The 19364-nt window shown below is 42.3% G+C and carries 22 protein-coding genes; 11 read left to right on the top strand and 11 right to left on the bottom strand.

Annotated features, from left to right (window positions below):
• Position 1: 1 nt before the first annotated feature.
• From recR to CCS02_RS16985, 5 genes are all read right to left on the bottom strand, one after another.
• Positions 2 to 595: a recombination mediator RecR gene (gene recR / locus CCS02_RS17005; RefSeq protein ID WP_100188026.1), complete on the bottom strand. Its 594-nt coding sequence runs from the start codon at positions 593 to 595 to the stop codon at positions 2 to 4.
• Between the two features lie 9 nt (positions 596 to 604).
• On the bottom strand, positions 605 to 931 hold the full coding sequence (locus CCS02_RS17000) for a YbaB/EbfC family nucleoid-associated protein (RefSeq protein ID WP_012070231.1): 327 nt from the start codon (positions 929 to 931) through the stop codon (positions 605 to 607).
• A 17-nt stretch (positions 932 to 948) separates the two neighbouring features.
• Positions 949 to 3240, bottom strand: a complete 2292-nt coding sequence (gene dnaX, locus CCS02_RS16995; protein WP_100637225.1) for a DNA polymerase III subunit gamma/tau — start codon at positions 3238 to 3240, stop codon at positions 949 to 951.
• Positions 3241 to 3445: 205 nt separating this feature from the next.
• Positions 3446 to 4441 carry an oxygen-dependent tRNA uridine(34) hydroxylase TrhO gene (trhO, locus tag CCS02_RS16990; protein ID WP_100188028.1) on the bottom strand — a complete coding sequence of 332 codons (996 nt, stop codon included), beginning with the start codon at positions 4439 to 4441 and terminating at the stop codon, positions 3446 to 3448.
• 125 nt (positions 4442 to 4566) lie between these two features.
• Entirely contained in the window at positions 4567 to 5259 is a 693-nt protein-coding gene (locus tag CCS02_RS16985; RefSeq protein ID WP_100188029.1) for a 2OG-Fe(II) oxygenase, read from the bottom strand.
• A gap of 117 nt (positions 5260 to 5376) precedes the next feature.
• Between CCS02_RS16985 and CCS02_RS16980 the strand changes: the two genes are divergently transcribed.
• The gene (locus tag CCS02_RS16980) at positions 5377 to 7137 is read left to right on the top strand and encodes a DEAD/DEAH box helicase (RefSeq protein WP_100637224.1); all 1761 of its coding nucleotides are present in this window, start codon (positions 5377 to 5379) and stop codon (positions 7135 to 7137) included.
• Here CCS02_RS16980 and CCS02_RS16975 read toward each other — a convergent pair.
• Complete coding sequence (locus CCS02_RS16975) at positions 7134 to 7721, bottom strand: TetR/AcrR family transcriptional regulator (protein WP_100637223.1); 588 nt, start codon at positions 7719 to 7721, stop codon at positions 7134 to 7136. The genes CCS02_RS16980 and CCS02_RS16975 overlap by 4 nt on opposite strands.
• 82 nt (positions 7722 to 7803) lie before the next feature.
• On the bottom strand, positions 7804 to 8568 hold the full coding sequence (locus tag CCS02_RS16970; RefSeq protein WP_100637222.1) for a DUF1499 domain-containing protein: 765 nt from the start codon (positions 8566 to 8568) through the stop codon (positions 7804 to 7806).
• Between the two features lie 298 nt (positions 8569 to 8866).
• Between CCS02_RS16970 and CCS02_RS16965 the strand changes: the two genes are divergently transcribed.
• Positions 8867 to 9577, top strand: coding sequence for a tRNA-uridine aminocarboxypropyltransferase (locus CCS02_RS16965; RefSeq protein ID WP_100637221.1), 711 nt, complete (start codon positions 8867 to 8869; stop codon positions 9575 to 9577).
• 57 nt (positions 9578 to 9634) lie between these two features.
• Here CCS02_RS16965 and CCS02_RS16960 read toward each other — a convergent pair whose 3' ends face one another.
• On the bottom strand, positions 9635 to 10117 hold the full coding sequence (locus CCS02_RS16960) for a DUF2947 family protein (protein WP_100188034.1): 483 nt from the start codon (positions 10115 to 10117) through the stop codon (positions 9635 to 9637).
• Positions 10118 to 10281: 164 nt separating this feature from the next.
• On the opposite strand from CCS02_RS16960, the gene CCS02_RS16955 reads away from it, so the two are divergent.
• A complete protein-coding gene (locus CCS02_RS16955; protein ID WP_100188035.1) occupies positions 10282 to 10473 on the top strand; it encodes a hypothetical protein in 192 nt (63 codons plus the stop codon).
• 150 nt (positions 10474 to 10623) lie between these two features.
• On the top strand, positions 10624 to 11268 hold the full coding sequence (locus CCS02_RS16950) for an HAD family hydrolase (protein WP_100637220.1): 645 nt from the start codon (positions 10624 to 10626) through the stop codon (positions 11266 to 11268).
• Between the two features lie 49 nt (positions 11269 to 11317).
• On the opposite strand, the gene CCS02_RS16945 is transcribed toward CCS02_RS16950, so the two are convergent.
• A complete protein-coding gene (locus CCS02_RS16945) occupies positions 11318 to 12346 on the bottom strand; it encodes a nucleoid-associated protein (protein WP_100188037.1) in 1029 nt (342 codons plus the stop codon).
• A gap of 86 nt (positions 12347 to 12432) precedes the next feature.
• Between CCS02_RS16945 and CCS02_RS16940 the strand changes: the two genes are divergently transcribed.
• The 4 genes from CCS02_RS16940 to CCS02_RS16925 all read left to right on the top strand — a co-directional run bounded on the left by CCS02_RS16940 (position 12433) and on the right by CCS02_RS16925 (position 15072).
• Entirely contained in the window at positions 12433 to 12750 is a 318-nt protein-coding gene (locus CCS02_RS16940) for a hypothetical protein (protein WP_100188038.1), read from the top strand.
• Positions 12751 to 12859: 109 nt separating this feature from the next.
• Complete coding sequence (locus CCS02_RS16935; protein WP_100637219.1) at positions 12860 to 13282, top strand: VOC family protein; 423 nt, start codon at positions 12860 to 12862, stop codon at positions 13280 to 13282.
• 119 nt (positions 13283 to 13401) lie between these two features.
• Positions 13402 to 14031, top strand: a complete 630-nt coding sequence (locus tag CCS02_RS16930; protein WP_100637218.1) for an OmpA family protein — start codon at positions 13402 to 13404, stop codon at positions 14029 to 14031.
• 180 nt (positions 14032 to 14211) lie between these two features.
• Positions 14212 to 15072 (top strand): NAD(P)-dependent oxidoreductase, encoded by an 861-nt coding sequence (locus CCS02_RS16925; protein WP_100637217.1) that lies wholly within the window; start codon positions 14212 to 14214, stop codon positions 15070 to 15072.
• 356 nt (positions 15073 to 15428) lie between these two features.
• Here the strand turns inward: CCS02_RS16925 and CCS02_RS16920 are convergent, their stop codons facing one another.
• Complete coding sequence (locus CCS02_RS16920; RefSeq protein WP_072839718.1) at positions 15429 to 15974, bottom strand: TetR/AcrR family transcriptional regulator; 546 nt, start codon at positions 15972 to 15974, stop codon at positions 15429 to 15431.
• A 145-nt stretch (positions 15975 to 16119) separates the two neighbouring features.
• On the opposite strand from CCS02_RS16920, the gene CCS02_RS16915 reads away from it, so the two are divergent.
• Positions 16120 to 17103, top strand: a complete 984-nt coding sequence (locus CCS02_RS16915) for an NAD-dependent epimerase/dehydratase family protein (protein ID WP_100637216.1) — start codon at positions 16120 to 16122, stop codon at positions 17101 to 17103.
• 4 nt (positions 17104 to 17107) lie between these two features.
• Positions 17108 to 17320: an NAD-binding protein gene (locus tag CCS02_RS16910; protein WP_232728900.1), complete on the top strand. Its 213-nt coding sequence runs from the start codon at positions 17108 to 17110 to the stop codon at positions 17318 to 17320.
• A gap of 100 nt (positions 17321 to 17420) precedes the next feature.
• Here CCS02_RS16910 and CCS02_RS16905 read toward each other — a convergent pair whose 3' ends face one another.
• Positions 17421 to 18179 carry a DeoR/GlpR family DNA-binding transcription regulator gene (locus tag CCS02_RS16905; RefSeq protein WP_100637215.1) on the bottom strand — a complete coding sequence of 253 codons (759 nt, stop codon included), beginning with the start codon at positions 18177 to 18179 and terminating at the stop codon, positions 17421 to 17423.
• A gap of 281 nt (positions 18180 to 18460) precedes the next feature.
• Between CCS02_RS16905 and ltnD the strand changes: the two genes are divergently transcribed.
• Positions 18461 to 19363 carry an L-threonate dehydrogenase gene (gene ltnD, locus CCS02_RS16900; protein ID WP_100637214.1) on the top strand — a complete coding sequence of 301 codons (903 nt, stop codon included), beginning with the start codon at positions 18461 to 18463 and terminating at the stop codon, positions 19361 to 19363.
• Position 19364: the final 1 nt, after the last annotated feature.

Below are 19364 nucleotides of genomic sequence, written 5' to 3'. Positions count from 1 at the left end.
ACTAGAGCTTCTTCCGTCCCTCTAGCGCTAAAGCCAGAGTGTTTCCATCAACGTATTCCAGTTCACCACCCATAGGCACTCCATGGGCAATACGACTGACATTGATGTTCAATGTTTTTAATTTTTCAGCAATATAGTGACAAGTCGCCTCGCCTTCTACTGTTGAGTTAGTGGCAATAATCGCTTCTTCCACTTCATTATGCTGAACCAAAGTTTCTAAACGATCTAAGCCTAATTCTTCCGGACCAATGCCATCAATCGGTGACAAATGTCCTAGCAAAACAAAATAACGCCCAGAAAAGCTACCGGCAGATTCGATTGCTACAACGTCCGCAGGTGTTTCTACAATACATAAATGCTTTGCATCACGCTCAGGATCTATGCAAATCCCGCACTCCGACTCTTCGGTCAAAGTACGGCAACTTGAACAACGCCCGACTTTGTCGAGCGCCTCGCGCAATGCATTTGCTAGTCTATCTGCCCCTTGATGATCACGTTCCAATAAGTACAACGCCATTTTTTGTGCCGATCTTGGTCCAACACCCGGCAAACAACGTAATGATTCAATCAGTTCTTTAATTAAGGGACTAAACAAGGCTCGCTCCTAGAAAGGCATCTTGAAACCAGGTGGCAAAGACATACCCGCTGTAGCAGCAGCCATTTTTTCTTTTTGAGTCACTTCAATATTACGCACTGCATCATTCACGGCAGCCGCGATCAAGTCTTCTAGCATTTCTTTGTCATCACCAAACAAAGAGTCATCAATAGAAACTCGTTTCACATCATGACGACCTGTCATTAGGATTTTAACTAGACCAGCACCCGCTTGGCCTTCTACTTCCATATTGGCAATTTCTTCCTGCGCTTTCTGCATGTTTTCTTGCATCTGCTGCGCCTGGCGCATCATGTTACCCATACCACCTTTAAACATAACTTTTGCTCTCCAATTTAAGCTTTAACTTTAACCGTATCGTAAACCAACTGCGCGCCCATCGTTGCCGACAAAGCTTGCACAACTGGATGTGAATTCAAATGTGTAATTGCCACTTGCAAGGCTTCTGCTCGCTTACTAGCGGCAAATTCTTCTGCGGTAACACCTGTGGTGTCTTCCACTGTATCTATAATCAAAGGCACCGTCATTGCAAAGAAATCACTCAGTGCACCTTGTATTTGTTCGTAACGTACTTGGTTCAACATATGCCCGTATTCTAATGGCACTTCAAGGCGAACACCTTGGTCACTTGCATCCACCAAGCTAGAATTCATTAAAATATTTTGCACTAAACCTGTCAAAGGTAAACGCGGCGCCACCAGCCACCAAAGCTTCATGGTGAGTTCATTAAAATGACTCATCTCCGGCAATGGCATACCTAATGCAGGTTGAGCAATGGTATTAGGTACTTTGGAAAGTCGCGTGTCTGGTTCTGTGCTTTCTTCGACGACAGAGGATTCTATAGGTTCCGCACCTAAGGCATCGACCAAGTCTGCCGCAGGATTAAATGGATCGACAATATCAGCAATGGCACGTTCTTCAGCTTCTTCTTCGTCCTCATCCTCATCACTTTCATCTAACAATTCTTTTGTGAATCTATCTTCAGCAATAACAAAAGATTTAGGCTCAAGTTCAGGCTTGCTAGCAGTATCTACCTGTATGTCTGGCTCTTGCTGAGCAGTAGGCTCTAACGCAATGCTGACGGCCTGCAACTCTACATCAATAGACTTTTCTAGCTCACTGCTTTCTACTGCTGCGATTTCAACATCATCTAAAGTGATGGATTCAACATCTTCTTCAATATGGTCCTGAACAGCCTCACTCTGAGCGCTTTCGCTGTCAACAGAGACATGTTCAACAAAATATTCTTCAGCGACGACAGGTTCCGGTGCATCTTCCCAAGGCGGATGTTCAGCAGGTGCTGTAGACCGAACTGACTCTTGCACAGGTTCTGGCTCGATCATTTGCTCAGCAGGCTTAGTGACTAACGGCTCTTCTGATTCAGCTGCTAATGTTTTTTTTTCTGTAATCGGCGAAGACGGATAGTCAGGTTCTGCCGTTTGGTACATTGTTTCAGGCAATGTTTCAGATGATGCTACTGGCACAGTGTCTGTTTGAGCATTCATTACAGGCGGCGCATTATGACTAACCGCCATTGGCGGTACTGGACGGAAGGCTATCAGCCTTAGCATCAGCATTTCAAAACCCGCACGTGTAGAATGTGCTAAATGCAAATCACGACGGCCAATCAATAGGCTCTGATACATGATTTGTATTTCTTCAGAACTAACACTAGCAGCAATAGCTTGAATACGCGCCAAGTCACCCAGCTGATCCATTAATGCGCCCGGGACTTGTTGCTCTATCGCCACACGATGCAACACATCTAATAAGCTGCCGCATATAGCCGTAAAATCTGGCTGATAGTCAGCAAGTTGCTCTATACGAGTTAAGACTTGCGCCGCGTTTTTAGACGCAACACTTTCTAATAAATCTAGTACTTGCGCTTGATTCACCAAGCCCAACATTGCCGTCACGCCAGATTCCGAAATCGTGCCATTACCAAAGGCAATCGCTTGATCCGTCAAGCTCAACGCATCACGCATACTGCCATTTGCGGCTTGGCCAATTTGCCAAAGCGCAGGCTGATCAAAGTTAACTTCTTCGGTAGTAAGCACGGTTTGCAAATAATCCACCACGCGTTGCGGGGTCATATTTTTAAGGTTGAACTGCAAACAACGTGACAAAATCGTCACAGGAAGTTTCTGTGGATCGGTCGTTGCTAGTAAAAATTTGACGTGTGCTGGCGGCTCTTCAAGAGTTTTTAACAAGGCATTAAAGGAATGAGTCGACAACATGTGCACTTCGTCTATCAGGTAGACTTTAAAACGGCCACGAGTTGGCGCGTATTGCACGTTTTCTAATAATTCGCGGGTATCTTCTACTTTGGTACGAGATGCCGCATCCACTTCGATGAGGTCGACAAAACGACCTTCAGCGATTTCTCGGCAACTATCACAAGTTCCACAAGGCTCAGGCGAAATGCCATTGGTTTCACAGTTCAAGCATTTAGCGAAAATACGCGCGATAGTGGTTTTACCAACACCGCGTGTCCCGGTAAACAAATAGGCGTGATGCAAACGCTGTTGGCGTAAAGCATTCACCAACGCTTGAAGTACATGGTCTTGCCCAGCCATTTCAAGGAAAGTCTGTGGGCGCCATTTACGTGCTAAAACTTGATAACTCATGATGGATACTGGCTGATAAAAAGCGATTTTTTATTGTACGGCAGTACGAGCAATTTCGAAACCACTCTTAGTGCACAGGACAGCAGGTAATTAGGAGAAATAACAAAAAACTTCGCTATAAAGATCAATAGCTTAAATTTAGAACACATTTTCGCCCGATCTATCACCTGAAAATCTAAGTGATAGATCGAACAAAATCCTTCTGCTAGTTCGCTTTCGCTGCGCGGACCTTACGCTGGCGTTCTTTTTCTAGTGCTTTTTCAACACGATGTTTTTCAACCGCATCTAATACTTCTGCACCAATATGCTCTTCACCACGAGAACGAGCAAGTTGAACTTGACGCTCACGTTCGATAAAACGCTGGCGCTGTTCATCAGTGTATTTATCTACACAATGCACACAACTCACGCCTTGAATATAATGCTCGCTTTGTTTCTCTTCTTCAGTAATAGGCATACGACAAGCATGACATTGGTCGTATTCACCTTTTTGTAGATCATGATTTACAGAAACACGATTATCAAAAACAAAACACTCACCCTCCCACAGGGTTTCTTCTTTTGGTACTTCTTCCAAGTACTTCAAGATCCCACCTTCAAGGTGATAAACCTCTTCGAAACCTTGTTCTAGCATATAAGCTGTGGATTTTTCGCAACGAATACCCCCAGTACAGAACATGGCAACTTTTTTGTGTTTCGCTGGATCCATGTTTTCTTTTACGTAAGCAGGAAACTCACGAAAAGTATCAGTTTTTGGGTTAACCGCGTTTTTGAACGTACCTATTTGCACTTCGTAATCGTTACGCGTATCAACCAAAACCACATCAGGATCAGAGATCAACGCATTCCATTCACTTGGCTTAACATAAGTTCCTACTACGCGCTTAGGATCAATACCTTCAACGCCCATAGTGACGATTTCTTTTTTAAGCTTCACTTTCGTGCGGTAGAAAGGCATATCTTCGTCATAAGACTCTTTGGATACAATCTTATCCAAACCTGGCTGCTGATCTAACCAAGCCAACATGGTATCAATACCCTCACGAGTACCGGCAACCGTACCGTTAATACCTTCACTAGCCAGCAACAAGGTACCGCGTATACCGTTGTCTTCTAAGGTTTTTTGAATTGGTTCACGAAGGGACTCAAAATGAGGCAAGGCGACAAATTTATAAAGGGCACATACTACGACTTTAGACATAACTCTCTCCTATGCGATCTGGAACGTAAAACCAGAGCAATTAAACAAGGCGCGCATTATAGAGAGTTATAAACCATTTTTCGAGGCCAAATCCAAAAAAACCACACAAACAAGAGGGAGTAAATTTATTGGCCTGGATCAAGTGTAGAGCCTGTGGTGTTATTAACACGGAACCAGCCTGCAATACTGTGCCGTGTTCGTTTAGCCACCATCACTTCATGATAAAAGCATTCACTCAGAAACACAGCCAAACGACCTTTTTTAGGGAAAAAACGCCCGACTTCGATAGAAGGATCATTTTCATCATAAATAACCAGTTCGCCGCCATCACCATCTTGCCAGCCTTCGTTTAAATACAAAACGGTAGACAAAATACGATTACTTTCACCTTTGAAAGCATCTATGTGTTTTTCATAAAATGCGCCTTCCTCGTAACGAGCAAAGTGTGCCTCGTAATCAAACAAACCGAGAAACAAACGACGATTCAGCGCAACACGTAAGTCAGCCATCATTTTTAAGAAATCTACACGAACGGGCTTATCCGGATCTATCCACTGAATATAATCACGACGAGAATCTAATACGATTTGATGATCCTGTTTTCGTCCTACGCCAGCCTGCAACATAAAGACGTTTTGAATACTTTCTGCTTCATCCATCAAAGCTTGAGTAAAATCTGTTGAAAAAAAGTCATCCTGAACGCTCCAACCTTTTGTCTGCAGGTCCATTAGCAAATTAGCAAATGGTTCTTCTCGACTAAAAGCTGGGATAGAGTTTTCAACATATAAACGCTTAGCAGGCAGGACTTCAGTAGACATAGATAGGTTCGTCACTTATAAAAAATCACTTGTAAAAAGGCAAATAACTACAGCAGCTATGATACTGTAGCCCAACAAACAAGACATCAAGATTTCGCCAGATAGATTTAAAACACCATGACCCAAACCTTTCAATTACGAGACTATCAAATTCAAGCCGTTGAGGCCTCTTTGGGACACTTTCGTAATAGCGATGACCCAGCCGTTATTGTGCTTCCCACAGGCGCTGGCAAAAGCTTGGTAATTGCAGAACTTAGTCGACTCGCCAAAGGTCGAGTTGTTTGTCTGGCGCATGTGAAAGAATTGGTTGAACAAAACCACGCTAAGTTTCTAGCAACAGGCTCCTCAGCAGGGATTTTTTCTGCTGGCTTAAGCCAAAAAACCAGCACAGAGAAAACCACCTTTGCCAGCATTCAATCACTTTCCGCAAACCTTGCTGATTTCATCGAGCCAGTCAGTTTAATAATCATCGATGAATGCCATCGAGTTGGCATGGAAGAAAGCGGTCAGTACAACAAAACCATCGAACATTTTCGAGCCCTAAACCCAAAAGTAAAAATTCTCGGCTTAACCGCCACGCCCTATCGTTTAGGCAGCGGCTGGATCTACCAAAATCATTACCATGGCTACACGCGAACCTGTACAAACTCGTTATTCAAGAAATGTATATTTGAACTACCGCTGCAACACATGGTTAAAAAGGGTTATTTAACCCCGCCAATCCATTACGATGCGGCCATTGCCCATTATGATTTCAGCCTACTGACCGAAAGTTTAGATGGCGAGCAAAACAGCGATGACATCGCGCTGAACGAGCTCATTCATAAACACCCTCGGGTCACTAAAGCCGTCACCGAACAAATATTGCAGCTTAGCCAAGATCGCCAAGGCGTAATGATTTTTGCTGCGACCATCGATCATGCAAAAGAAATCGCCAGTTACTTGCCCGCCGATAAAACCGCACTAATAACCGGCAAAACAAAACTCAAACAACGAGATTCATTGATCGCAGCGTTTAAAGCCAAAGATATTAAATACCTCGTTAATGTTTCGGTACTAACCACAGGATTTGACGCACCGCATGTGGACGTAATTGCTATATTGCGCCCAACCCAATCGATCAGTTTATTTCAACAAATCGTTGGTCGTGGTTTGCGTTTAAGTCCTGGCAAAAAAGACTGCTTAGTCTTGGATTATACTAATAACGGCTACAATATCTTTCAGCCAGAAATTGGTGAGAAACGCCCAACACAAGATTCTGTCGCCGTACAAATTCATTGCCCAGTCTGTGACTTCGCCAATACTTTTTGGGGAAGAAAAGATGCCGAAGGCAACATTCTTGAGCATTTTGGGCGCCGTTGTCATGGCCTAGTGGAAAACGAACAAGGTGAAGAGCAACAATGCAGCTATCGTTTTCGCTTTAAACGCTGCCCTTATTGTAATGAAGAAAATGATATCGCCGCACGACAATGCCAGCATTGCGCAGAAAAGCTTATCGATCCAGATGATTTACTAAGAAGTGCGCTCAACCTAAAAAACAACAAAGTGCTACGCTGTTCAGGCATTACGCCAGAATTAAATATGAAAGAGAAAAGTATCAAGATTATTTATCACGATGAGGACGGATTGACGCTATCAGAGACATTCCGCTTTAATTTCAAGAAATCACGACAAGCGTTTAATGATCTGTTTGCGCGCAGAATAGCCAACGCAAGCCAATCTATTCAATTTGATAAACTTGAAGAAGTAGAACGCTTTTTACCTTACCTTCCAACGCCCGATTTCGTCATCGCTAAGAAGCAAAAACAACACTGGCAAGTCACAGAGCGATTATTCGACTACCAAGGCCCCTATCGAAAAGCCAACGAACTTGGCTAAGCTTTATTTTTTAGCGCATTACGATAAGACATCTCAAACGGTAGATTCATACGCTTTAAATGATCGATCGCAACTTGCCCAAGAACACCTTTTGGCACTCCCGTTAGCAAAACGAACCAATAGTTAGAAATCATATTTTCCGCAAAAATACTTGCTGTTTTATCGTCCACGCCCACTTGCTTAAAACGCTTGATAATACCTTCTGAAATTACGACCATTTGATTAGTGTGAAAGCCACCTTTTGCCAAGCTGTCCAACAACACTTGGCGAGTAAATTCTGCGTACGCATCATAAAACTCAAACAGCACTTGTGCCATTTGCAAAAGGTAATCAATTGGAGACGAACTGGCTTTTTGAGAAGCGACGGCAGCACGAAGCGCCACATCCATCTCATCAAAAAAGATATCTTTTACTAGGGAGAGCTTATCAGGAAAGTGAACAAATAAGGTTCCGACAGCAATGCCAGCTTTATCACTTAAATAACGGGTACTGGTTGCTTCAATGCCTTGAGCCAGAAAAGCTTGCTTAGCAATGGTTTTGATTTTAGATCGCGTATTGGCTTTTTGTTGCTGACGAAGACTCACCTTAACATTCCCCTAAGTAAGATATTAAGAGAGTTTAGCGTGTCTAATTTTCAAAGACGAGTGTAATTTAATACATGAAACATTAACGCATAGAACTTAGATTAGGCATAGATGATCGACTTAGAGACTCAGAAAGATCTGTCATAAAGGACACGATTCGCTCTGCATTCACTCCAAAATCACCACTCCCTACCCTTGAACAGGAACGCATATCAATTCGAATTTTCTTAGGCTCTATCTGAGTAATACGAATCACCACATCATCTCGAAAGCCAAAAATAGGCGTACGAGCCGTTGCTTCGATAATACCGGCTCCGGAATACATTGCCACCACATCCCAGCCACGTTCCTCAACCAACGCTGTTATAGCTGAATACACTGCTGTTTTGCTTTTTGTAGAAAATAGAGGCTGAACATCAGGATAATACTTATGCTGAATAGGTGCCCATTCACTGTTATAACGCAGATCATTTTCTTGAGATTTTCGAATGAAGTTAACATTTAGAAAAGCGGGAGGGACATCTGTATCAGTCGTAATATCATTTATGTCAGGTAAACCAGAGCGCTGCAGATAAAAACCAATCCACATAATGCTATACACCAGCGACACGATCAGCACTAAAAAGAAAAATCTCTGACACGCTATATTTTTTTCTTTCCGACAAACACCTAGTGACACAGCAGCAAGCAAGGATAAAACTAAAGAGGCAAATACGCTTTTGCGAAGCATAGAAAAACCAGTTATTGGCTCAAAAATCCCAACTCGAACACCGGCAATAGATATAAACGCTATACACCCTACTAACATGAGAAGAACATATAAAACCGGAGAGATATAACGACTCATAGACAACTCATAGCGAAAAAATAATATCTCACACCTTATCGCGACTTGAAGACAACGAACAGGAGCAACAAGCCTGTTTCAACGCATTCCTTTGTATTTGCATATTTTGTGTAAAGTTTTCCGCAAGACATCTTAAAGAAGAGACGTTTTTGTTAACAATTTGAAACATTTAACTCATATTAGCTCTTACTTTAATCACACCACTAAAATATGAAAAATCAACATGAGACCTGCCTCACTCTAGACATTTCAAACAAAAAGCTGATAATGGCGCCGTTAAAAACAGAGCATAAATCACATGAAGGTTACGTCAAACAAACACTGTGTCGACATATTGCGCGAGCAGTGTAAAACAGACTCGATGAGGCCCTTCATCGCGAGAGGTTCCAACGCCATTCGCTGCCCTCATTGTCTAATGGCGGAATTTGCCTGCTTTTGTCACTTAAGGGAAAACCAAACCTCTCCTATAGAATTTATTCTGCTTTTCCATCGTGATGAAATCCACAAACCCACCAATAGTGGCAGACTTATCGCTGATTTATATCCAGATGACACTCAAGCCTATTTGTGGAGCAGAACCGAGCCACAACAAACGTTGCTAGATCACATAGAAAGCAAACAAGGGAATTGCACGATATTATTCCCAAACACAGAAACAGCTCAGGCACAGAAAAGACAAACAAGAAGTGCTGCCCCATCAAGAAATAAAGGCGATGAAAAACACACTTTTATTATCTTGGATGGGACATGGAAGCAGGCTAGTAAAATGTTTCATCAAAGCGAGTGGTTAAAAGACATTCCTCACTTTGAGATAAACAGCGAAGCGCAGCGCTCTTTTCTTGTTAGACACTCAAGCCATCAAATGCAATTTGCCACCGCTGAAGTTACCGCTATGTTGTTCGACGCACTAGGGCATAGCGAACACAGTCAACAGCTACTTAGCTACTACCAAGCTTTCAACGAGCATTGCATGATCAGTCGAAAACGTGGCAACAACGAGCGCCTGTGAAAGATAATTACAAAAAAAGAAAGCCTGCCAAAACAATGAAATACATGAATCTGCTAATTAAGATTCTCTAAACAGCAAATTTACCCAACCATTAGAATGAAACTGTACTGCTTGTTTTTTCTTTTTACCGACCAAAACAGGCCCATTATCGAGGAACAAAAATGCTTTCCATGTGCGTTTAAAAACGCCCCAAGGAAGTTCAAAAACTAACTCGTTATGGCAGCAAAAAAACACCGTAGTATCATCACCCCAAGCAGAAAAATGCGCCAAGATCCCCTCCGGCAATGATGCCTGTTCACTATCCCACGCTTTTTCCCACTGAAGCTTACCATCTGGAGCCTGTGTGCTGGCTTTCTTTAACCATTCTCGATCCGAAAAATGATCGGGATGTATTTGTTCATCACTAATGTAATCGCGCCAAATCTGGCCTGCACGCTGCTCACTTAACAAGCGAATTTCTTGCAAGTCTTCTGGCTCAACTTTTGGATCATTACGTTTAAAAATCCAACTCTTTGAAAACTGTTCTAACGATTGGTACAAGGAGGTTTCCTTAAATGTGTTCTTATCTAATAGATATAAAAAATGATGAAAAAAACTAACCTAACAAGTGAAAAAGGATCGTTTGTTCAATTGGTCAAGCTTAACTAATATTAGTATTGTTGTAATAAAACAACATTTCTTAATTAGCAAATCAGGAGAATACTATGGACTCTCAACAACAATACGAAGCACTTTTAGCAAAATGGGGCTACGCAGATACTACAGTTGAAGACCACGCTCGCCGTCAAAGACGTGCTCGCCGTGTTAAAGCTGTTGTTACTTTCTTTAAAACAACTGTAAAAGCAATCAAAAAAGTAAGCGCTCGTCCTCAGCAACTTGGTCAAACAAGTAACTAAGCTCCACAAGAATAAGCCCATAATAATTGGGTGTTAGTGTATCGTAAATAGATCTTTTTAAGGGGAGAAAAATAATAAAACCCCCTCCCTTCCTTAACCCCCCTCAAATTCGTTATCATCAATACTCATTCACAACAAAATATCTTCTTTATGACTTACTCTTACAAAGCAATAATCTTTGATTGCGATGGTGTCATTGTCGACACAGAAAACATATCCAATACTATTTTAAAATCCATGCTTAGTGAATGCGGCCTTGAACTCGACGACGAGACTTTGCACGCAAAATTCACCGGATTCACCAACAAAGAAAACCTCATCAATGCCGAAAAATTACTTGGTAAGCCATTACCAGCGAACTTTGATGAAGATTATAGACAGCGTTTTCATGCCATCATCGAAGCTGATCTAGAACCTATTTCCGGTGTGCGAGATTTACTCAGTAAAATAACAGCCCCCATTGCCATGGCGACCAATGCACGACGCCAAGAAATGAACTTCAAATTAGACAAAATTCAATTGTCTGAGCGATTTTCTACTCGTTTCTGTGTCGAAGATGTGGCAAATGGCAAACCAGCGCCAGATCTTTACCTAAAAGCAGCTCAAGCATTAAATGTCGATCCGAAAGATTGCTTAGTAATTGAAGATTCTATTGCAGGAATTACGGCAGGACGAGCTGCTGGAATGAGAGTACTAGCTTTTAGCGAAACCCTTGATGAGAAAATGCAAGCTGCCGCAGGTGCGACTGAATGCTTTAAAACCATGAAAGAACTAGAAGGCTTGTTGGGTCTTTAACAAACCTTCTAACGTTCATTCAAATTAGTTCGACTTGTCTAACACAAAATCAGTTAGACATTGCCTGCAATTGTTTCAGCAGACTCTTCGGCAAGTCTTTAATAGTAAGCGTGCCAGAGTCTGCATTAAACACAATCGACTCAGCCAGCAGCTCGCTATCAAAACTAATCGTCAAAGCACGAGAACTGCCGGACAAACGCGTCAATTTTTTCAGTGCGGCTTTTTCGACAAAAATTTCTTTTTCCATCTTAAAGCTATCTGAATCGGCAATTTCTAAAAACTTATTTGCCTGCTCAACAGAAAATCGAGATTCAACCTGAGAAGCAATATCTTTAATCGCCAGAGGTTCACGGTCTTGCGCTTTCGCCTGACAATGCTCAGAAACCACTTTCTTGAATTCATTCGCCTGCTTAGAGGGAAACCCTTCTGACTGACAAAACGCCGCCGTCAAATCTACTAGCTTACGCGTTTCTTTTGCCGCGACTTTAGGTTCATCACAACCAATAAACTGAGTAAAATACTCACTCTCGAATTTTGGCGCACGACCAAAACGAAACGAAATATAACGACCTTCATCGCCAGCTTGCCACGCTGTCAAATTGATACGCAACGACATGTGAAGCTTTTCCATCTCAATCTGCTCAATTTGAGACAAACTAAGATCCGCACCAAGGCCTATGCCTTTTTTGCGTTTCAGCATCACTATGTACAAGAAATGCGTATCGTGAAGCTCGTAATGGTTAAACCACAACAAACCACCTTCGGCTTCTTCAACAGGCTCTAAATATTTTAGGAACTCCGCCGCGCAATCTTTGGTAAACCCCGCAAAATCCACAAAGGTATCGTTTTTAAAATTCTTAAAAAGTAGAGCGGGTAATTGCGCGCCCTCCTCACTTCCCTGAGGGTTAACAAAACGCCCTGTATTCATACCAGAACGATTAAATAGATTCGTCACCTGAGCAGACAGGGCTTCGGCTTGCCCATCAACTGGGTTCTCATTTGGACGCGCAATAAGTATCGCTTTACGCTCGCCTTCATGCTTTTGAATCTCGTGCACAATTAAGTTGCTAATAGACACCAGCTACCTCTTACGTTTAATATGGATGATTACGATCAATTTTTAACCCATCGACTTACTAAAGGATCTTCCCAAACCAAAACACTATGATAAAACCAAAAACCACAAAAAGAGACACACGAAAAGAACTTGAGTCTCTGGTAGATCAATTTATCAAGAAAAACGGAACGATCCAGCAAGTCAACATGGGGGAATCCGGTTTAGTTGATGGCAAGTATAACACGAGCCATATGGGCTTTAACGAGCCAAAACAAGATCGCACACCATTAAATCACGTTGTTGCCGCTATTCAACAACGAAAACACAGCAAATCCCCTCCACCAGCACCAACCAAAAAGCGCCCTAAGAAAAAAATCATCTATGATGACTTCGGCGACCCTCTTCGTTGGGTCTGGGAAGAATAACAAGACTTACCACTCCAATTAAAAAGGAGTCTTCTGTCTATTGTTTTGAAATGCCAAGCTGATACTGCAATAATACTCCCGAATATTTTCACCAAAATAGGGAGTGATCATGTCTATTCGATACCTACATGCCATGATAAGAACAGATAAACCAGAAGAAAGTCATACCTTCTATACTGAAGGCCTAGGCCTCATTCAAACAAGACGTATGGACAGTGAGAAAGGTCAATTTTCGCTTATCTACTACGCTACTGAGCAAGGTGCGCCAGAAGTAGAACTAACTCATAACTGGAGTGATCGCACTTACACTGGCGGCGACCAATTCGGCCATCTAGCCTTTGAAGTAGACAACATTTACCAAGTATGTGAAAAGCTACAATCTATGGGAGTAACCATTTTACGACCACCTCGCGATGGGCATATGGCTTTTGTCAAAGATCCCAATGGCATTTCGATCGAATTGTTGCAAAAAGATGGCTCCCTTGAAAGCGCTGAACCATGGGCATCCATGGAAAATACCGGTAGCTGGTAATTACATAAGTTTACAAAAAAAGCGATTTATTAAACAACGCTACAAAAATACGATAGTCTTATTGCCTTGTATTTCTTAAGCTAACAGAATCGTAGAACTTAAAGGGTAGCAATAGCGCCATGAAGACTCTCATTAAAACCATCGCACTAACAGGAATATTACTGGTTTACGGGCATCTATCTGCTGCCGAAAGCCTATATGCTTCCAATGTACAGTCTCGATTGGCTGATGCAGATCGAGATGGCGTTATTGATGCTCGAGACCTTTGCCCAGGCACCACTGAAGGCGCAGCTGTAGACAACTATGGCTGCCCTAACCAAACGACCAAACTACTCTCAGTAGAACTAAACATTCTATTTGATACAGGTAAAGCTGATATTAAACAGCGCTTTTATTCTGAGCTGAAAGATCTTGCTAAGTTTTTAAAAGAACACCCAGCAAGCACAGTGGTCATTGAAGGCCACACAGACAGCCAAGGTTCAGCAGAGCTAAACCAAGAGTTATCTCAACAACGCGCCTCAGCGATTGCTGACGTGCTGGTAGATAGTTTTAGAATCCAAGCAGACCGTGTAAAAGGCATTGGTTATGGCGCAACCCGCCCTATCGCAGATAACGACACAGAAGACGGTAGAAAACTAAACCGTCGAGTTGTGGCTGAAGTCTTCGCCAAACAACAGTTTGCCAACGAACGTTGGACAATCTATAGCGTAGACAAAAACGGCAGCACCGCGCTAAACAACAGAAACTAAGCGCTTAGCAAATAGACCCCCCAGAAAACCAGTCATGATAAATGACTGGTTTTTTTTTGGTTTGGAGATAGAAGCCATCTAAAAGCTAAGCCATTTTTCATTTCCTATCCCATTTTTGAGCAACTCCACCTTTTCTATTTGTTACACTGTCAGAAATAACACCAAATAAGAGAGAGTTTTATGGCTAGTGTTGGGTTTTTAGGTTTAGGCATCATGGGTAAGGCGATGGCAGCGAATTTGGTTAAGGCTGGATTCGATGTGACGGTATGGAATCGCAATTCAGAAAAATGTGCTGAGTTAGTCGCATTGGGAGCTCGCCAAGGTTCAACACCAAAAGACGTTGCTGCTAATTGCGATGTTACCTTTGCGATGGTGTCTGATCCTGAAGCTGCGTTAGCGCTTTGCCAAGGTCCGGATGGTGTTGTAACAGGTATTGGCGCTGGTCGTGGTTATGTTGATATGTCGACAGTAAACGACACAACCTCTAAAACCATTGCTGGTTTAATCAGCCAAGCTGGCGGACGTTTTTTGGAAGCACCGGTTTCTGGTACGAAAAAGCCCGCTGAAGACGGTACTTTGATCATTCTCGCCGCTGGCGATCAATCCCTTTATGACGATGTTAAACCTGCGTTTGAGGTGATGGGTAAAATGTCACCGTATCTTGGCGATGTCGGCCAAGGCGCTAACATGAAGCTAGTCGTTAATATGATGATGGGCGGCATGTTAAGCATTTTCAGCGAAGGCATGTCTTTGGGACAAAAAGCTGGTTTAGACGGTCAGCAGATTTTAGACATCGTCGATGCTGGCGCCATGTCGAATCCGATGTTTAAAGGCAAAGGCGCCATGCTGCTGAATGAGAACTACACCACCAGCTTTCCGCTTAAACACATGCAAAAAGATATGCGCCTTGCGGTTGCCCTAGGCGATCAACTTGAGCAACCTTTGCCAACTGCAGCAATTGCCAACGAAGCCTTTAAACAAGCAATAAAAGCAGGCTTTGCGGAGGAAGACATTGCCGCGGTTTATAAAGTGATAAAGTAGTCATTGCAGTAACATTTAAGAAGTTAGTTGAGTACTCCACTAACTTCTTTTCTCTTATCTCTTCTCAGTGTGTTATCTAAATTCATGGATCTACAGTCCACAGTCCACAGTCCACAGTCCACAGAATTGTAGTATGAGCTTTTTTATCCTGAAGGCAGCGTCCTTACATGAGCATTTTTTGAGAAAAATGGAATCTTAAAATTCAGCTGCGATGAATCTCAGTGAGACTAACTAAAAGAATAAGCCTCTGAATATCTAACACATAAGTGCAATCAGCAACACCATACAAAACAACATCCCATTAAGAGAGTTATTAAATTAAGCAGCTCAGCACTTACCTTCGTTTCATGTCATATTTAAAAAGCAGGTTCGACAGTTTTAATTATAATGTCAATTAATAGGTCAATTTGATTTGTTAATGTCTCTAAAGTCTGAGCATTAGCCTTAAGTCCGCGAGAAGTAACTGAAAAAATGTAAGCTAAATCTTGAGCATCCAAACTAGAATCCGTTGGCAAAACACCTCTAATTAACTCAGCAAGCATAGCCTGAAAAATTTCATAGTGATTATTAACTGCATCAGGTGCATAAGAAGATACATTTTGTAAAATATCTCGCCCTGTATCCAACACTATCACTGAAGCTGCTGGTTGAAGCGTCCAAACATCAAAAAAACGCTCAAGCTTTCTGCGAAACGATAGATCAGACAAAGCTAATCCTTCTGTCTCGCAAATATTATGCTCTAGTGATTCATTGATTAGACCAACGACAATCGACTCTTTATTTGGATATGACTTATAAAGAGTAGTTCGAGAAATCTGACAGGCATTGGCAATGTCTGTCATGGTCACTTTAGGGTACCCATACTTCAAAATAAGTTTCTGCGCTTCTCTGAGAATAATCACGTTAAATTCTATCCATCTTCTGTAGATACGAAAGCATGCCTAAAAAACATATTGGCATCAAGTGTTAACCTGTTAAGTTACCCAAAGGTGGACAAAATTACATAATGTGTTCACATGTAAAATCACGAGTTTATATAGGTGCACTATGAAAATTTTTATATCTGGCGTTACAGGTTATGTTGGACGGAATGTCGCTAGACACTTAGCTCAGTCTCATGAGATCGTTGGTCTTTCACGAGACACAGAAAAAGCCAAAATCCTTAAAGATACCTCGTTAACATTCGTATATGGAGATCTACATCGCCATGCACTAAGAAATGAGCTAAAAGACTGTGATATCGTAATTCATACAGCAGCGGATACAGACCACAAGAACCTTTCCAAAAACCAATATAAAACGAATGTCGATGGTACAGCCCAACTGCTCACAGCCGCTAAGGTAGCTGGAGTGAAACGGTTCATTCATATCAGCACTGATTCAGTAGTACTGACAGGCAAGCCTATGAAAAATGTGTCGGAAGACGCCTCATATCCAAAAAAGAGTGTAGGAGACTACTCACACACCAAGCAACTAGCGGAAAGGATAGCGTTAAATGCGAATTGTGACGCTTTCACTGTTATTGTGCTGCGACCTCGCTTTGTCTGGGGGCGCGACGATACAACAGCCATGCCACAAATACTAAAGGCTATTGAAAATCAAACATTTTCCTGGATCGGCGGCGGACACTATCTCTCGTCAACGACGCACATTGCCAACTTATGCCATGCCGTTGAAGCCTCTCTCTATCGCGGCACCCCTAAGGAAATCTATTTCATTAGCGATGGCGATGATAGACCCTTCCGAGAGACCATTTCTGGCCTAATCGAAGCCCACGGACTAACTGTTCCAGATAAAAACATCCCTGGTTTCATTCCTCTAGTAATTGCAAAGTTAGACAGCTTACGCCGTCGTCTAGTCCCTAAAAGCAGTCCACTTCCTGTTACTTTTCAAGAATACGCCACAAGCGCTGTAGAAGTTACCCTAGACATTACCAAAGCCAAACAAGATTTAAGCTATCGTCCAATTATGACATTTCAAGCAGGGCTAGATGAATTAAAGACAACGAAGTCTACCAAGCAGCTATCATAATGTAATGAGCCGAGTTGGTTTCTTGCGGTGGGCGGCAGCTTTCACTCGGCTTCCGCTCAAATACATGCAAAAAGACCTGCGCCTTGCAATTGCCCTAGGCGATCAACTTGAGCAACCTTTGCCAACCGCCGCGATTACCAATGAAGCGTTCAAACAAGCGATAAAAGCGGGCTTTGCGGAGGAAGACATTGCCGCGGTTTATAAAGTGATAGAATAGTGGCTGTTTCAGGATGAGAGGAAAGGTAATGTGCGCATGCAAATGTAAGTATATCTTCCCTCTTCTATCTGTTTCTGACTAAAGATCGATAACTAACACATCATGCTGTTAAAATATCTATACCTTTATCTTTCAATTCATTAAACGCGCTTTCTGGCAATCCTGAGTCGGTAATAATGGTATCAATTCGCTCCATATCCAATGCATGAAAGGCGGCAATTTTCCCATATTTAGAGGTGTCGGAAACCAGACAGACAGCTTTCGATGATTTAGCAATAGCATGCTTAACAATGACTTTATCTTCATTTGGTGTAGATAGACCTTTCAAATTCCAAGACGAAGTCGAGATAAAGGCGATATCGATGTTCATGCTTAATAAAAAATCGGCCACTTTTGATCCAACGGTAGACTGGTTCTGTCGGTCGATTTTTCCGCCTGTATGGTAAATATCGTTAGCAGAATTTGCCATTAGGAAAGCCGATATAGCAAAGTCGTTAGTGATAATGAGCAGATCATTTCTTTGCGTTATTTGATGAGCAATTTCTAACGTTGTGGTTCCTGCATCAAGGTATATCGTCATATTTGGAGCAATGATACTCGAAGCCAACTTGCCAATTTGCTCTTTCTCAGTTGCAAACTGTGTGATTTTAATATCATGCGAGAGCTCAATATGAATGTTTCTTGCTAGCTGCACGCCTCCAGAAACTGAACTAACTTTGCCAATAGCCTCAAGTTTTTCAATATCTCGGCGAATAGTCATATGAGACACATTAAATAAATCAACCAGCTCTGAAATACTCACTACTTCTTGATTCTTTAATAATGTCAGGATCTTTCTTTGCCGCTCTACTGGAATCATCTTTCCGCCGTTCAATTCGCAAAATTACTTCCACTGCAGCTTAACAAAAAAAAACCGCCATGTGAATTTATGTGAAAAAGTATCAATACAATCCATGAAAGCACTAGTTTTCACGCTATCCATCACTATAGCAACACAGCGCATAGACAAAAAACACAAAAACCTTTCAGGCCATGTGTTAATTATTGTTGAAATATGTGAAATAAAGCGTTTTAATCATTCCTATCGATTATAAAATCACAAATCTGAACATAAACTAACAATAATTCAGTAGGTATTGTATGACAAATAAAGCGAAATCCGTTGGCGTGATCGGACTAGGCTCAATGGGCATGGGCGCAGCTAAGTCTTGTATTAACGCAGGATTGGACGTCTATGGTTTTGACTTAAACCCTAAAGCCTTGGAAGAACTAAGCCTAGCAGGAGCTAAAGCAGTTTCTAGCAGCGCTTTAGATTTTGCCGAGCAATTAGACGCTGTCTTAGTGCTTGTTGTAAACGCAAAACAAGTAAACGCTGTACTTTTTGGCAGCGGCTTAGCCGCCGCACTAAAACCACAAACTGCCGTCATGGTGTCTGCAACTATTTCTGCTGAAGATGCTAAAGCCATTCACCAAAAACTCTCTCAATACCAATTATTGATGCTCGATGCGCCCGTGTCTGGCGGTGCAGCGAAAGCGGCAACAGGTGACATGACTGTCATGGCATCCGGATCGCTAGAAGCCTTCGAGAAACTACAGCCTGTCCTAGATGCGACAGCGGCTAAAGTCTACAACATTGGCGAAGAGATTGGCCTTGGTGCGACGGTTAAAATCATCCATCAACTGCTCGCTGGTGTACATATTGCTGCTGGAGCAGAAGCGATGGCGCTTGCTGCTCGTGCAAACATCCCGCTTGATCTTATGTATGACGTTGTCACAAATGCTGCTGGCAACTCTTGGATGTTTGAAAACCGCATGAAACATGTTGTCGATGGCGACTATTCACCTAAATCTATGGTGGATATTTTTGTTAAAGACTTAAACCTTGTTGCAGATACCGCCAAAGAACTTAAGTTCCCTCTTCCTTTATCTAGCACTGCTTTAAATATGTTCCTTTCTGCTAGTAACGCAGGTTTCGGCCAAGAAGATGACAGTGCGGTTATCAAGATCTTTGATGGAATCAATTTACCAGGCGTGGAGAAGTAAT

Source organism: Marinomonas sp. ef1 (assembly GCF_002806845.1).
Taxonomy (GTDB): Bacteria; Pseudomonadota; Gammaproteobacteria; order Pseudomonadales; family Marinomonadaceae; genus Marinomonas; species Marinomonas polaris.
Note: the sequence above shows the minus strand (reverse complement) of the source record. Positions and strands in the feature narration are given on the sequence as shown.

Excerpts from the sequence above, each read along its gene's own strand:
- ltnD (WP_100637214.1), top strand. The coding sequence starts at position 18,461 with ATGACAAATAAAGCGAAATCCGTTGGCGTGATCGGACTAGGCTCAATG.
- CCS02_RS16930 (WP_100637218.1), top strand. The coding sequence starts at position 13,402 with ATGAAGACTCTCATTAAAACCATCGCACTAACAGGAATATTACTGGTT.
- CCS02_RS16965 (WP_100637221.1), top strand. The coding sequence starts at position 8,867 with ATGAAGGTTACGTCAAACAAACACTGTGTCGACATATTGCGCGAGCAG.
- CCS02_RS16985 (WP_100188029.1), bottom strand. The coding sequence starts at position 5,259 with ATGTCTACTGAAGTCCTGCCTGCTAAGCGTTTATATGTTGAAAACTCT.
- CCS02_RS16915 (WP_100637216.1), top strand. The coding sequence starts at position 16,120 with ATGAAAATTTTTATATCTGGCGTTACAGGTTATGTTGGACGGAATGTC.
- CCS02_RS16970 (WP_100637222.1), bottom strand. The coding sequence starts at position 8,568 with ATGAGTCGTTATATCTCTCCGGTTTTATATGTTCTTCTCATGTTAGTA.
- CCS02_RS17000 (WP_012070231.1), bottom strand. The coding sequence starts at position 931 with ATGTTTAAAGGTGGTATGGGTAACATGATGCGCCAGGCGCAGCAGATG.
- CCS02_RS16925 (WP_100637217.1), top strand. The coding sequence starts at position 14,212 with ATGGCTAGTGTTGGGTTTTTAGGTTTAGGCATCATGGGTAAGGCGATG.
- trhO (WP_100188028.1), bottom strand. The coding sequence starts at position 4,441 with ATGTCTAAAGTCGTAGTATGTGCCCTTTATAAATTTGTCGCCTTGCCT.
- CCS02_RS16935 (WP_100637219.1), top strand. The coding sequence starts at position 12,860 with ATGTCTATTCGATACCTACATGCCATGATAAGAACAGATAAACCAGAA.
- CCS02_RS16905 (WP_100637215.1), bottom strand. The coding sequence starts at position 18,179 with ATGATTCCAGTAGAGCGGCAAAGAAAGATCCTGACATTATTAAAGAAT.
- CCS02_RS16980 (WP_100637224.1), top strand. The coding sequence starts at position 5,377 with ATGACCCAAACCTTTCAATTACGAGACTATCAAATTCAAGCCGTTGAG.
- CCS02_RS16955 (WP_100188035.1), top strand. The coding sequence starts at position 10,282 with ATGGACTCTCAACAACAATACGAAGCACTTTTAGCAAAATGGGGCTAC.
- CCS02_RS16910 (WP_232728900.1), top strand. The coding sequence starts at position 17,108 with ATGAGCCGAGTTGGTTTCTTGCGGTGGGCGGCAGCTTTCACTCGGCTT.
- CCS02_RS16940 (WP_100188038.1), top strand. The coding sequence starts at position 12,433 with ATGATAAAACCAAAAACCACAAAAAGAGACACACGAAAAGAACTTGAG.
- dnaX (WP_100637225.1), bottom strand. The coding sequence starts at position 3,240 with ATGAGTTATCAAGTTTTAGCACGTAAATGGCGCCCACAGACTTTCCTT.
- CCS02_RS16950 (WP_100637220.1), top strand. The coding sequence starts at position 10,624 with ATGACTTACTCTTACAAAGCAATAATCTTTGATTGCGATGGTGTCATT.